The 13,100-nt window shown below is 58.6% G+C and carries 13 protein-coding genes; 3 read left to right on the top strand and 10 right to left on the bottom strand.

What is annotated here, in order from left to right; all coding sequences use genetic code 11:
- Positions 1–125: 125 nt before the first annotated feature.
- Genes E9954_RS03250 through E9954_RS03220 form a run of 7 tightly spaced genes read right to left on the bottom strand, consistent with a single transcriptional unit; the run spans position 126 to position 7,643 of the window.
- Positions 126–710: a cbb3-type cytochrome c oxidase subunit II gene (locus tag E9954_RS03250; protein ID WP_136077805.1), complete on the bottom strand. Its 585-nt coding sequence runs from the start codon at positions 708–710 to the stop codon at positions 126–128.
- A complete protein-coding gene (locus E9954_RS03245) occupies positions 710–2,062 on the bottom strand; it encodes a cbb3-type cytochrome c oxidase subunit I (protein ID WP_136077804.1) in 1,353 nt (450 codons plus the stop codon). Before E9954_RS03245 ends, E9954_RS03250 begins: the two co-directional genes overlap by 1 nt.
- Positions 2,062–3,816: a c-type cytochrome gene (locus E9954_RS03240; RefSeq protein ID WP_136077803.1), complete on the bottom strand. Its 1,755-nt coding sequence runs from the start codon at positions 3,814–3,816 to the stop codon at positions 2,062–2,064. The genes E9954_RS03245 and E9954_RS03240 overlap by 1 nt, the downstream gene beginning before the upstream one ends.
- Entirely contained in the window at positions 3,816–5,159 is a 1,344-nt protein-coding gene (locus E9954_RS03235; protein ID WP_136077802.1) for a cytochrome b N-terminal domain-containing protein, read from the bottom strand. Before E9954_RS03235 ends, E9954_RS03240 begins: the two co-directional genes overlap by 1 nt.
- A 13-nt stretch (positions 5,160–5,172) precedes the next feature.
- Complete coding sequence (locus tag E9954_RS03230; RefSeq protein WP_136077801.1) at positions 5,173–5,649, bottom strand: QcrA and Rieske domain-containing protein; 477 nt, start codon at positions 5,647–5,649, stop codon at positions 5,173–5,175.
- 36 nt (positions 5,650–5,685) lie between these two features.
- Positions 5,686–5,859 (bottom strand): cbb3-type cytochrome oxidase assembly protein CcoS, encoded by a 174-nt coding sequence (ccoS, locus tag E9954_RS03225; RefSeq protein ID WP_136077800.1) that lies wholly within the window; start codon positions 5,857–5,859, stop codon positions 5,686–5,688.
- Positions 5,856–7,643 carry an FAD-dependent oxidoreductase gene (locus tag E9954_RS03220; protein WP_136077799.1) on the bottom strand — a complete coding sequence of 596 codons (1,788 nt, stop codon included), beginning with the start codon at positions 7,641–7,643 and terminating at the stop codon, positions 5,856–5,858. The genes ccoS and E9954_RS03220 overlap by 4 nt, the downstream gene beginning before the upstream one ends.
- A gap of 382 nt (positions 7,644–8,025) precedes the next feature.
- Here E9954_RS03220 and E9954_RS03215 point away from each other — a divergent pair, with 382 nt between their 5' ends.
- Positions 8,026–8,241, top strand: a complete 216-nt coding sequence (locus E9954_RS03215) for a cold-shock protein (protein WP_136077798.1) — start codon at positions 8,026–8,028, stop codon at positions 8,239–8,241.
- A gap of 108 nt (positions 8,242–8,349) precedes the next feature.
- On the opposite strand, the gene E9954_RS03210 is transcribed toward E9954_RS03215, so the two are convergent.
- On the bottom strand, positions 8,350–8,772 hold the full coding sequence (locus tag E9954_RS03210) for a hypothetical protein (RefSeq protein WP_136077797.1): 423 nt from the start codon (positions 8,770–8,772) through the stop codon (positions 8,350–8,352).
- A gap of 145 nt (positions 8,773–8,917) precedes the next feature.
- Here E9954_RS03210 and E9954_RS03205 point away from each other — a divergent pair, with 145 nt between their 5' ends.
- The gene (locus E9954_RS03205; RefSeq protein ID WP_136077796.1) at positions 8,918–11,023 is read left to right on the top strand and encodes a DUF1800 domain-containing protein; all 2,106 of its coding nucleotides are present in this window, start codon (positions 8,918–8,920) and stop codon (positions 11,021–11,023) included.
- A 9-nt stretch (positions 11,024–11,032) separates the two neighbouring features.
- Positions 11,033–12,445: a DUF1501 domain-containing protein gene (locus E9954_RS03200; RefSeq protein WP_136077795.1), complete on the top strand. Its 1,413-nt coding sequence runs from the start codon at positions 11,033–11,035 to the stop codon at positions 12,443–12,445.
- A gap of 19 nt (positions 12,446–12,464) precedes the next feature.
- On the opposite strand, the gene E9954_RS03195 is transcribed toward E9954_RS03200, so the two are convergent.
- Entirely contained in the window at positions 12,465–12,830 is a 366-nt protein-coding gene (locus E9954_RS03195) for a hypothetical protein (RefSeq protein WP_136077794.1), read from the bottom strand.
- Positions 12,831–12,928: 98 nt separating this feature from the next.
- Complete coding sequence (locus E9954_RS32240; RefSeq protein WP_168441923.1) at positions 12,929–13,090, bottom strand: hypothetical protein; 162 nt, start codon at positions 13,088–13,090, stop codon at positions 12,929–12,931.
- Positions 13,091–13,100 lie beyond the last annotated feature (10 nt).

Below are 13,100 nucleotides of genomic sequence, written 5' to 3'. Positions count from 1 at the left end.
CATACGTGGATTTCTATTAACCGCGAAAGAACGCAGAGAACGCAAAAGCAGAGCAAGAAATAATTCCAGATGGTTTCTTTGCGTTCCTTGCGTTCTTTCGCGGTTTCATCACATTCGCCTGTTTATTACTGCTCGTAGTCGTTGAGCGGGTTGCCGTCTTTATCGACACGCCAATCCTTGTTGCGGCCGAGCGTCTGGATGTAGGCGGTGAGATCCTTGATCTCCTCGTCGCTGAGATAGTCGAACGCGGGCATGATGGAAACCTTTTCATAGATCCCTTTGCGGTCGGGAAACTTTTCGCCCATGTCGCGCGGGTTCTTGAAGTGGGCCCAGTGCCACTCGGACGAATATTTCCCCCCCACGCGCGCCAGGTCGGGCCCGCTGCGCTTGGTGCCGAGGAAATGGTATTTATCGTTCACATATTCCCAGGCCTCGGAGTCGGGCGCCTCCACCAGCCGCCAGCCATAGCGGCGGCGGTCGGAATCGAGCTGGCGAATCTGCTGGGTGTGGCAATAGACGCACCCCTCGCGCTTGTAGATTTCGATCCCGCGCTGCTCCTGCTCGGTGTATTCATGCACATCGTATTCGGACGTCCACAGCGTCTTGTCGACGATCGGCGGAACAATGGTGGTGAGCACCGCGCCGATGGCAAAGAGGATGAACGCGCCTGCGGCCGTCCAGATCAGGCTTTTTTCGACATCGATTTTCATTATTCCGCCCCCTCTTCAGCAGGATATTTCCCGAAGAATGTCATTAGGATGTTGTACAGGAACAGGAAGTAGGCAATGAAAATAACACTGCCGGTCGAGAAGCGCATCCAGTGCGCATGCTTGAGCGCTTCCAACGTTTCCACAAACGTGTTTTCCGGGTTGAGCCAGGCATAGCCCTGGATCACCCCACCAATCCAAAGGACGGCGAAGAACGGAATGCTGGCGAGCGTCATCAGCCAGAACTGGAGATCGCCGAGCTTTTCGGAATAGAGCTTGCGGCCGGCCATTTTCGGGGCCACGTAGCAGATGCCCGCCATGGCATAGTATGAAAATGCGCCGAACAACGCCATGTGCGCGTGGCCGACCACCCAGTCGGTCTTGCTCACGATTTCGCTCACCGAGCGGATCGACTGGAAGGGCCCCTGGAGGCAGGTGAAGATATAGTAGACCGTGCCCATCATCAACAGCTTGGGGATCGGCCCCTTCATGCGCGTATGGCGCGGCGCCGTGGCAAAGGTTCCGAAAAAGTTGGTCACCACCGCCATCACCGGAATGATGAGGCTGAACGAAAAGACGCTGGCCACGGTTTGCAACCAGTTCGAGATGGGGCCGTTGAGCATGTGGTGCGCCCCCGTCCAAACATAGACGAAGGAGATCACCCAGAAGCCGACCATCGAAAGCTTGTGCGAATAGATCGGGGTGTCGAGCTGCTTCGGGATCATGTAGTAGGCGATCGCCACACCCAGCGGGGTAAAGATGAGACCGACGGCGTTGTGCACGTAGAACCAGATCAGGTTGGCCTGGTTGATGCCGGTGACCATCGGCATCTGGCTGAGCATGTTGCCCGTGATGTAGACGAACGTCGTCCAGATCACCGCGCCCAGCGTGTACCAAACCGTGACGTAGAGGTATTTCACCTTCCGGATGGCCACCGTACCGAACACGTTGATGGCGAACATCACCCAGCAGACCGCGATCAGGTAGTCGAACGGTGCCGGGATTTCGCCATACTCGACGTTCTTCACGTTGCCCATCACAATGGCGGCGAAACCACCGAGCACCGTCAGGTTGTAGAGCACGCCCATGGCCATCCCAAGCTTTTCGGAGAAGAGCCGGGTGTGCAGGATGCGCGGCAGGATCCAGAACAGGATGCCCATGTTGGCCTGCAGCAGCCAACCGAACAGGTTGATGTTCGTGTGCAACATGCGCAGGCGCGGCATCGATAGGTATTCGATCTCCCCGACCGTCGGCACCACGAACTTCAGCGCCGTCAGGATTCCCATCGTGAGCGCCAAACCGAAGTAGACGCACGATGCAATGACCATCGTTTTTGCAGCAGTATCTTGTTTCATTATTCGGCTTCCTCGGTGTTGGCCCGGATAAAGGCGATGATATCCAGAATGGTCTGGTCTTTCAGGTGGTCGTGCGGCGGCATCGAGGTATCCGGCACGCCCAGCAGGATCGACTGGTAGAGGCGCTCATCCGAGACGGCCACTTGGTTCATGAAATCCTGGTTGATCAGGTTGCGCGGCAACGGATGAACCAACGTGTAGGCGTTCGGCCCCTTGCCGTTGGCGAGCTTGCCATGGCAGGAGGTGCAATATTTCTGGAAGGCCTCGAAGCCCTCTTCCGGATCGCCCGCTTCCAGCAGCGTTCCCTTGCCCTTGAAGTCGAGCCGTTCCAGGTCGCCGGTCTTCGGCAACGCGACCTGCATGCGCGTGTAGGATTTCTCGGCGGCATGGCTCTTTTCCTTGATGAAGGCCACCAGCGTTCCAACCTGTTCATCGCTCAGGATGTTTTTCCAGGCGGGCATCGAGGTTCCGCCCACACCTTCCATGATCGAATCCGTGAAGCGCGTTTCATAGGAGCTGACGAACCGGCCCTTGCTGAAGTCGCGCGGCAATGGGTCGAGCATGGGGGCCAGCTTTCCGCGTCCGTTCAGGTCGTCGCCGTGGCAGGAGACGCAATAGGTGTCGTAGAGCTTTTGCCCGTCGGCCTCGCCCAGCTCATAGTCGAGCGTGGAGAGATACGAAACCACGCTTTCGAGTTCGGCATCGTTGTAGTCCTTGAAGGTCGGCATGATTGAATCGGCCACGTGCGAACGCGAATTGACGATGTGCTCCTTGACATAGTCGCGCCCGCGCTGGCGGATCGTCCACGTCAGCTCCGGGCCGATGTTGCCGCCGGCCAGGTTGCCATCGGAATTGCGGATGGCATGGCAGTTGACGCAGCCGCCCTTGGCCACGGAACCCTCGAAGGGCGCGCCCGCGAAGAGGCTCATGCCGGCCGCCACGCTGGGCTCGGTGATCCGGGCCAGCTCGGACTTCGGCTTGATGTAGCCGATCGGAGCGCTCTCGGCGGAACGAAGGCGTTCTTTCTGCTGCCCTTTCAAATAGGTTGCAATGGCGGCAACGGTCTCTTCGTCGTGCGCCCAGTCGAACAACGGCATCTTCGAGTTTACGTCGTTGGCCTTAGGGTCGACGATCGACTCGACCAGGTATCCATACGAAAACTTGCCGCCCGCATCGGTCAGCTCGGGGGCCTGCGACGAGGAGGAGATCCCTTCGATCGTATGGCAGCCCCAGCAGGCCTTTTCAAGGAAGAGGGTGCGGCCCTTTTCGTAGAGCTCGGCGCCGGCCAGATGGCCGCTCTCCATGGCATGGCACCGGACGCAGTTGGCCTGCGACAGCTGCCCGGAAAGCAACGGGGCCGGCCAGCCATGGTATTCGCCATGGGCATCGTGGATCTCCACGGCGCGACCGTTTCCATCGTGGCAGACGGTGCAGCCGATCTTGGCAAAGTCGTGCGGATCCTCTTCCGCTCCGGGCACGATCGGCGGATGTGTGGTCAAGGGTTGCGCAAATCCGGAGGCATCCGGATTCGATGCCCCGACGTGGCACGTCTGGCAACGGTCGATCATGATGCCTCCCGACGTCTTGACGTTGATCTGCTTGTATTCCATCCCCGGAAACTCTTCGCCCAGCTCGGCATAGTAGGCCTTCTGGTGCTTCACGAATTCCAGATCCATCGACTTCATCATCGAAAGGGCGAAGAAGATGAAGCCGGCGAAAGCCAATGCGGCAAGTATGCGATAGTCCTTAATCATTAGTGACCTCCCCCCGACACGTCATGCACCCACGGATAGATTACGTCCCAGTTTTCGCCGCGGAAATAGACCCCGATAATGATCAGCGTCAACATGAACAGATACATGCCGATAAAGAGCACGTTGAGCAATCCACGCTCGCGGGCGAACCAAACGCCCGGAACGTTGGTTTTCCAGGTTTTGGTGAACGTCTCGAAAAACATTTCAATGTAGGGAAGCACCATCACGCCGCCGGCCAGGATGCCGGGGATGACAATGCCGCCGATGAAGCCGTGGTAGGAAACCAGCTCTTGCAGGCCGAGGAAATACCACGGGGCCTTCGACGGGTTGGTCGGGTGGTTCGGGTCGGCCGGCCCTTCGAGCGGCGCATCGAATAAAACCGAGATGGCGCTTAGCACAGCCACCACGCCAAGCAGCACGATCAATTCGCGCACGATCAGCTTGGGCCAGGCAAACATCATTTGATCGACCTCCTCGTTCACCTTGGGCTCCTTGCCCTTGACGATCTCCACCAGCTTGTAGCTGCGGGCCGTCTTGAAAACGGAGTTGTTTTTCACATCGCCGAACTCCTCATCGGGAATCTGTTTTTCCTTCGAGGTATCCGCCGGCTTGGCCAGGCCGCCATCCTTGCGGATGCGGAAAAAGTGGACGGCGATCAGGAAGCCCATCACGGCCGGCAAAACGGCGACGTGCAAAACGTAGAAGCGGATGAGCGCCTCGCCGCCGACATCGGTGTCGCCCAGCAGGATGCCGCGGATCAACGCGCCGCCAGGTGCGATCTTGGCGATCTCGGTGCCGACCTTGACGCCCCAGAAGGCCAGCTGGTCCCACGGCAGCAGATAGCCGGTATAGGACAGGAAGACGGTCAAGAGGCCGAGGATGCAGCCGATCACCCAGTTGAATTCGCGGCCGCCGCGGTGCGCGCCGGCGAGATAGACGCGCAACATGTGCAGCGCCACGAAGGCCACCATGCCGTGCGCCGCCCAGCGGTGCATGTTGCGGATGAAGCCGCCCCAGAAGACGTTCGAGCGCAGGTTGAGCATGCGGCTGTAGGCGTCCGGCAACCCGTCGGGGCCGATGGCGGTCGATGGCACATAGTGGAACATCAGCAAAATCCCGGTCAGGGCCAGGATCAGGAACAGATAGAAGGTAATCAGCCCCAGGCCCATCGTGGTTTTGAACTTGACCGTGCGCTTATGGATTTTCACGGGCTGGATATGCAGCAGCACATTGCTGAACATGATCTTGGACTTGGTCAGCCCCGTGTTGTCGAATCGATGCCGGAAGATCGAGTAGTAGAGCTTGTTCCCGAACTCCTTGGCCTGTTGAATTAGTTCATTCATCCACTTCCCCTTGTTAAGCGACTTCGAAGAAACTGTTTTCCGGCAGCGAGGTGCCCGTATCGATCTCGATCTGCCCGCCGGGAACGATCTTGATATCCAGCCAAGGCAGCGTTTTCGGGGCGGGGCCACCGACCACGATGCCGTCGGAATCGTATTGCGAACCGTGGCACGGGCACAGGAAACCGGTCTCCACGCGGTTGACCGTGCAGCCTAGGTGCGTGCAGACCAAGGAGATGGCGGCAACTTCCTTATCGGTCTGCCGACGGACCACAACCTTCATGTCGTCGAAAATCATCTCATCCCCGACATCCGGCAGATCTTCGACCGGAACCAGGAATTTTTGCGGTGTACCATAGGAAACCACGGGCATCATGTATTTAAACAACGCCCCGGCCGATCCCAAACCCGCAATCCCCATCAAGCCGAAGGCCGATCCCAATGTAATCAGCTCGCGGCGACTCCTACCGTCTTTCTTTTCCTTATTCGCCATATCCTATCCTCCAAATTGAACCCCGGCTTAGTGCCGTTAGTGCCTTTGTGGCTTAACGCCCTTCCCTGCTTCATCTTCCCGGAAAATCACATACTTCGCCTCTTCGGGATCGTCGAACTGGCCATCCTTCACCGCCCAGCGGAACAACACGAAAAAGATGCCGCCCAGCAGGGTTGTCGTGATTAACAGAATGATCGTCAGCCAAATCATGCAAAGCAGTCCTCGAAACTATTCACCGACATTTTGCAGGCACCCGTCGGGCACTTTTGCGCGCACATGCCGCAACGAATGCACTTGAGCGGATCGAACAGCATGACCGACCCTTCCGCTTCCGCCACTTCCATGCTGCCAAATTCCATTTCGGCCAGCACCTTCAACTCTTCGCCGCCATCGACGCGATCGACCGTCTTCATGGAAAGGCAATAGGACGGGCAGACATCCACGCAACCGCCGCAGAGGATGCAGATGTCGCCCTCGAACGTCGGGTGGATGTGGCATTCGAGGCAGCGTGCGGACTGCTCTTTCGCCTCTTTTTCGGGATATTCGACCGTCGTGTTCAACTCGGGCTGTTCGGCGGTCTTGACGGGAAGCTCTTCGCGCTCCTCGCGTTCTTCGTCCACATAGACGGAACCGCGTCCATAGTCCGGTAGATCGGTAAAGGTGAGCTTGCGTTTGAGCGACAAGGGCTTGCTTCCGGAAATGTAGGCGTGGATGCCCTGCGCCGCCTTGCTACCGGAGGCCACCGCATCGATGAACAGCTTCGGCCCATGGGCAATGTCGCCGCCGACAAAAACGTTCGGTTTGCTGGTCTGCAGCGTTTCCTCGTTTTCAACCTTCACCCAGCCCTGCGGCGTCATTTCAACGCCTGAGTTTTCGAGGAAGGCGAGGTCGGATCCCTGCCCCACGGCGAAGAAAACGGCATCGCCTTCGATCAGGCGGGTTTCCTCTTCCATCTGCGGGGAAAACTTTCCGTCTTCATCAAAAACGCGGATCACCTTGCTGACGACCAACCCCTTGATCTTGCCGTTTTCAACGACAATCTCGCGCGGTCCCCAGCCATCGTTGATCACCACGCCTTCGCGGCGGCCGCCTTCGCGTTCATCAACCGAACCGGTCATTTCGTTGAGATGCTCCCGCTCCAAGCAGGCCAGCTGCACTTCCGGCGAACCGCAGCGCAAGGCCGAACGGGCAACGTCGAACGCCACGTCGCCGCCACCAATCACGATCGATCGCCGGGTGCTCAGATCCCACTTTTCACGCATGTTGAAATCAAACAGGAAGGCCAGGCCGATGTGGACCTCGTCGTGATCGGCTCCCGGCAACGGGATTTTCTTCCCTTTTGCAAGGCCAACACCAACGAAGACCGCATCGTGTTTTTTCTCCAACTCGGCGAACGTGATATCCTTGCCGACATCGACGCCATTCTTGACTTCGATATTGTCGAACAGCTCGATGGAGGCGAGTTCGTCGGCCACCACCTTGCGGGAGAGTCGGTTGATGGGAACGCCCTGCACCAGCTGCCCGCCGGATTTTTCCCAGCGCTCATAAACCGTAACGCTGTAGCCCAGCCGGGCGAGGTCGTGCGCGGCGGTGTAGCCCGCGCATCCACCGCCAATGATGCCAACGGATTTTCCGTTCAGTTCCGGCTCAAGCGAACCGGGGGCGATGGAATAGGTCAGCGGGGTTTTAAGATCCCCGGCTTCCGGGCCGTGCTTGTCGGTCAGGTATCCTTTGATGTTGCGGATGACGACAGCTTCGTCCACATCCGAACGGCGGCAGCCCTTTTCGCAGGGGGCGCCGCAGACCTTGCCGCAGATGGAGGCGAACGGGTTCGTGGCGCGGGAAATGGCGTACGCTTCTTCATACTTTCCGGCGACGGTGGCCATCAAATAGCCTCGTGCATCCGTCCTAACCGGACATGAATTACGGCATTTCACCTCGGCTTCATAGTAGTCGGCGGTGGGTAATTCGACCTTGATCCTCTCTAATGCCATGGTGCGCGCCTCCTTGGTTGCAGAATACCCTAATAAACGTGCGCACTTTAATCACGTCTTTATTGGTGCGTTTTATCGCACCACTTCGGTTCAACATCAATCTTAATTTGGTATTTATATACCGATTTGATGGCCCGGACCGTTTCCAACCGGATGCCCAGGGCCGATCCCACGGCTACGCGCGGCCTTTCCCGAAAGGAAACCCTAACAAAATAAAGCAAAAACAGTTCTCGCAATTCGTCTTTTGCCTCTTTAGCCTTTTATTTGTATTAAATACAATACGCCCCTCCGGGGATGAGTAATGAACGACCGGTTCTTTAAGGGGGATTGGTCAAAGAAGAAAGAATGGCCGGCAACGGCCCGTTTAGGAGCAAAGCAAGTTATGTCAGACCAGCTAGAGACCGGTACCGTAAAATGGTTCAACGACGAAAAAGGATATGGATTCATTGCCCGCGAAAGCGGTGAAGACGTATTCGTTCATTTCACAGCAATCCAGGCCGAAGGCCGCCGCACGCTGCTCGAAGGCCAGAGCGTCCGCTTTGAAGTTGAAAGCGGACAGAAGGGCCCGCAGGCGAGCAACGTCAGCATCATCGGCTAACCACCGCTGATCCCCATTCTCAATGTTCCAAGGGCTGAGGCCATGCGCCTTCAGCCTTGGAATTTTTAGTGCCCTTCAAATACGCAGCTGGCACTAAAACTCCAGCGCTTATTCAGGAGTAGGCGGCGGATCCGGCGGTACTGGATCCGGTGGAGGTGTTGGCCCTCCACCATCATCACCCCCGCTACCGCTGGCCAGCGCAGCCGCCACCACAACGCCAACCACTACCGCTTCGCCCAGCAGCACACGTCCGGTTCGGCCGGCATCCTCGTTCCAGGCCGCCGGATTCATCCATGAAAGGCTTCCGCCGGTTTGGGTCGGTTTTTTCCAACGGGTTGGAGCGAATAGCGCAACAAAGTCGCCCCCGGTCGAAAACTCAACCCCCACTTCCGCATAATGCGCGCCGGACGGGGTGCTTCGGCCCGATCCAACCAGCCTGGGGCCGTTCGCCCCGCCTTTCGGCCCGGTGGAGGCGCACCCCGTGAGCATTGCAATCGATATGATAAAGCTTGTTGCCTTGATAAGCGTCATGTGAATTTCCTCCCAAATCAACCAAACCCTACTATTCCCTGCCGACAAGACAATCCATTTCAACGGGTATCAAGAGAAAGATTGCCCTCAAACAGGTATTGTGTTACCTATTTGATGCGTTCAAGCACATGCATCCGAGGTTTTAATGAAAACAACCCTTCCTGTAATTGCGGCACTATCGCTCCTCGCCCCCCTCTGCCAATCGGAAAACGAGCTGGGCCAGACGGTTTCAAACGGCCAATTCGCGGTCATCCTCCCTTCGGCGGCAACCTCCAACCAGCTCCGGATGGTCGAATGGTCGACGGACTTGGTCAACTGGGAACCGGTTGCCCGCGACTATGGCTTCGACTGGGGCAACGCCTTCCCCCACGCCCTGCCCATTTCAACCGGTGGCGTCCACCAGGTGCTGTCCGATCCTACCAGCGGGATGAGCCGGTTCTACCGCGTGGTCAGCTCCGCCACCAGCGGCCTGGACAACACGAACTCGGTATCGCGCTTCCTTCAGCAAGCGACCTTCGGCCCCACGCGCTCATCGATCGCCGGCTTCCCTGGGCTCGATGATCCGAATCTCAATGATCCGCCCTACACCAACTACCTGGCCTGGATCGACGACCAAATGGCCCTGCCCACCAACTCCCACCGCGCGTTTTGGCGGGAACGGAGCAACCCGGCCTTCACCAACAATCCGGCCAATGCCCCCCTTTATGAAATCGGGCACAACACCAGCATCGGCCAACAGTTGACCTACTATTGGAACAACGACGATGGCAACGGATCCATTCCCTACAAGGCGGACACAAACGATGCCATTGCCGTTGGACGAAAATACAACGACGTTGAGTTCAACACCGAAAACACCAAAAAGATCGTCTGGTACCAGATGGCGATCACCGCCGAGGACCAGCTGCGCCAGCGCATGGCCTGGGCGCTGAGCCAAATCTTCGTGGTCGGGGAAAACGGGTCTAACCAGGCCAGCTACACGGGACGCTGGGTGACCTATTACGACATCTTCGTGCGGAACGCGTTCGGCAACTTCCGGGACATCCTGGGGGAAGTGACCTACAGCCCGCACATGGGGCGCTACCTCACCTTCGATAGCAACAAGAAAGCCGACGAGTCGGCCGGAACCTTCCCCGACGAAAACTATGCCCGCGAAATCATGCAATTGTTCACCATCGGCCTCTGGGAGCTGAACCAGGACGGCACCCCGGTTCTGGACGCCGGCGGCAACCTGATCCCCACCTACGACAACGACGACATCACCGAGTTCGCAAAAATATTCACCGGACTGAAGCGGCACCCCAAACGCGGCAACACCGAGAATGCCGACAACTACATCGACCCGTCGTTGATCCGTCCGGACTGGCACGACCTCTCACAAAAAACGTTGCTCGACGGAAGCGTCCAGGGCCCCTTCCCCGAAACCGAGCAAGGCGTGCGCGACGACATCGACGGCTTGCTCGACCACCTGCACAACCATCCCAACACACCGCCGTTCATTGCGCGGATCCTCATCCAGCGCTTCACCATTTCCAACCCGTCGCCCCAATATATCTTCGATGTGGCGCAGGCCTTCATCGACGGAACCTACACCGGGGAAGGTTCCGGAATCCGAGGCGACCTGGGAGCGGTGGCCAAGGCCATCCTGCTTCATCCGGAGGCGCGCGAAACCGCGCTGGCCAACGATGCCGCCCACGGCAAATTGCACGAACCGCTCATCCGCCTCATGAACTATGCGCGCGCGTTCGAGATCACCTCCCCGCAAACCTATGGGTTCTTCCCCTTCCACGACTTGGCCGAGGTCTTCGCCCAATCCCCCTACGACTATCCATCGGTCTTCAGCTTCTACCTGCCCGACTACCAGCCCATCGGCCCCCTTCTCGACCGCAACCTGAACGCCCCCGAATTCCAGATCCACAACGACGTCACGGCACTCAGCCTACCCAATGCCCTTTGGTGGCTGGTCCATGAAGGCATAACCCGCGACCTGGAGGTGGGAATCGGGCAACGGTGGTATAGCCAGGGCGACCTCGACCTGACCCACGAAACCGCACTGGCCGCCGATGCCGCCGCATTGATCGACCATCTGGACACCATGCTAACCGCCGGCCGGCTGCGTGCATCCAACCGCGCAACGCTCATCGGGGTTGTCGATGCCATGCCCGGTGGAACGGAAGCCGAACGGGCGGAACGCGCCCGGCGGGCGCTGTGGCTCTTTTCAATGTTGCCTGAATTCAATGTGCTTTACTGAGGACTCCCCATGAACACACGACGACACTTCTTCAAGCAAGCCGGCTACGCCGCCTCCAGTACGGCCATGGCCTCCGCCCTGTTCTCGCTTAAAATGACCGCGGGCGCCGCATCCGGCGAATCGTTCCCCGATCATAAGGCACTGGTCTGCCTCTTCTTCCTGGGCGGCAACGATTCGTTCAACATGCTGGTCCCAACCGACACCGAGGCCTACGGCGAATACACCACCGTCCGGGGAGGTCTTTACGACATCAACACCAACCCGACCGGACTGGCGCTGGACACAACCGGCGAGCTGCTCCCGATCCTCGACACCGCGCAACCCTACTCCGGGGGCTACGGCATCCACCACAAGCTTCCCATCCTTCAAAGCCTATACCACTCCGGCAACTGCGCCTTTGTCAGCAACGTCGGAACATTGATCGAACCCACCACCCTCGCGCAATACCAAGCCAAAAGCACCGCCTTGCCCGTGGGCCTGTTTTCCCACGCCGACGAACAGGTGCACTGGCAAACCGTGGTGCCCCAGGTGCGCGGCGCCAGCCCGAAAGGCTGGGCCGGCCGCATGGCCGACTGCCTCACCCAGGCCAACCTCAACAGCACGGTCGGCATGAACATTTCCGTCTCCGGCAACAACACCATGCAGATCGGCCCCGCATCCATCCCCTACATCACCGACCCCGCCGGCGTCGTGTTGCTCAAGACCAAGTTCAACGAAACCGCTTCGGTCACCAACGCCATCGACTCCCTCCTCGCCCAGCCATACGGCAACCTCTACCAATCCAAGCTGGCCACCAGCAACCGAAGCGCAATCGACACCTCGGTCGCGTTTGCCGACGCCGTTTCCCCCTTCGATTTTGCTGCCGACTTCCCGGACACCCAAACCGGGAAAAAGCTACGGAACGTGGCCGAAATTCTCGCCGCCAAAGACAATCTCTCCATGAACCGGCAGGTCTTCTTTGTCAGCCGCGGGGGATGGGATCATCACAACGAAGTCATCCTGGCCCAGGAAGGCCTGTTCACCGAAATCAACGCGGCCATCGAAGCCTTCTGGAACAAGCTGGTGGCACTCGGCATCGAGAACGACGTTGTCCTGTTCAGCGCCACCGACTTTGGCCGCACGCTAACCTCCAATGGCCGCGGCTCCGACCACGCCTGGGGCGGCAACGCCTTTGTAATCGGCGGCGATGTCAACGGCGGGAAGATCTATGGCGAATATCCGGTGCTGGCGAGCAATGGCCCGCTGGACGTCGGACGCGCCCGCTTGCTTCCCACCACCTCGATCGATGAATATTGCGCCGACCTCGCATCCTGGTTCGGGGTTCCGCCGAGCGAGATCGGCACCATCTTCCCCAACGCCGAAAACTTTTTCGACCCCGTTGCAACCCCCCACCCGCTCGGCATACTGCAACCAAGCGCATAGGCTCCGGGATAGAGGCCACCTAGGCATCGGCGATCGCGCAACGGGTCATGGCGACCGAGTTCAATTCAACATCGAACTCCGTCCCCGCCGTATAGCGGATCAATTGCTTATCGGTGTAGCCGGGTTTCGAAAAGCGCCACGCCACCGGTTCCCCAATGCGATAGTACACCGTGGACAATTGGCAATAATTCCGCGAACTCTTGAACCTTTTCCGGCTTCGCCCGCACGGAATCCACTCCGAATGCCCCACCCGGTAGCTCACCTCGACCCCGCCCAACGGATTTCCATCCACGTCCGTAATCCGGAACTGCCCGCGGCATTCGCCATATCCGGCCAAAGCGGCATCGAACCGCCTCACCACATCCTTAATCACCTGAATCACCATGGCCCGTCTCCCTCGCATCTACAAACAAGTACGCACCACATCCGGGAATCTTACACGGGAGATGAAAAAAAACAGGAAACGCGGATCGGATATCCACGCTACGGGCCGGCTTCCACGGTGCAGTTTTGTGCGTCGTTGCCGGATTCGCCCGCGCGGTTGCCCTTGAAGAGCGTGTTGGTCACCAGGCAGTCCGAGCCGTTGGCGTTCGCCCAGATGCCGCCGCCCTCCTTGGCGGCGGAACACCTCCCTTGCTTCGACAACAAGGTACGC

The organism is Pontiella desulfatans (genome assembly GCF_900890425.1).
In the GTDB taxonomy this organism is placed as follows: Bacteria; Verrucomicrobiota; Kiritimatiellia; order Kiritimatiellales; family Pontiellaceae; genus Pontiella; species Pontiella desulfatans.
Note: the sequence above shows the minus strand (reverse complement) of the source record. Positions and strands in the feature narration are given on the sequence as shown.

Coding starts and splice junctions, on each gene's coding strand:
- E9954_RS03205 (WP_136077796.1), top strand. CDS start 8,918: ATGAAAACAACCCTTCCTGTAATTGCGGCACTATCGCTCCTCGCCCCC.
- E9954_RS03230 (WP_136077801.1), bottom strand. CDS start 5,649: ATGGCGAATAAGGAAAAGAAAGACGGTAGGAGTCGCCGCGAGCTGATT.
- E9954_RS03220 (WP_136077799.1), bottom strand. CDS start 7,643: ATGGCATTAGAGAGGATCAAGGTCGAATTACCCACCGCCGACTACTAT.
- E9954_RS03250 (WP_136077805.1), bottom strand. CDS start 710: ATGAAAATCGATGTCGAAAAAAGCCTGATCTGGACGGCCGCAGGCGCG.
- E9954_RS03245 (WP_136077804.1), bottom strand. CDS start 2,062: ATGAAACAAGATACTGCTGCAAAAACGATGGTCATTGCATCGTGCGTC.
- E9954_RS03200 (WP_136077795.1), top strand. CDS start 11,033: ATGAACACACGACGACACTTCTTCAAGCAAGCCGGCTACGCCGCCTCC.
- E9954_RS03215 (WP_136077798.1), top strand. CDS start 8,026: ATGTCAGACCAGCTAGAGACCGGTACCGTAAAATGGTTCAACGACGAA.
- E9954_RS03235 (WP_136077802.1), bottom strand. CDS start 5,159: ATGAATGAACTAATTCAACAGGCCAAGGAGTTCGGGAACAAGCTCTAC.
- E9954_RS03210 (WP_136077797.1), bottom strand. CDS start 8,772: ATGACGCTTATCAAGGCAACAAGCTTTATCATATCGATTGCAATGCTC.
- E9954_RS03195 (WP_136077794.1), bottom strand. CDS start 12,830: ATGGTGATTCAGGTGATTAAGGATGTGGTGAGGCGGTTCGATGCCGCT.
- ccoS (WP_136077800.1), bottom strand. CDS start 5,859: ATGATTTGGCTGACGATCATTCTGTTAATCACGACAACCCTGCTGGGC.
- E9954_RS03240 (WP_136077803.1), bottom strand. CDS start 3,816: ATGATTAAGGACTATCGCATACTTGCCGCATTGGCTTTCGCCGGCTTC.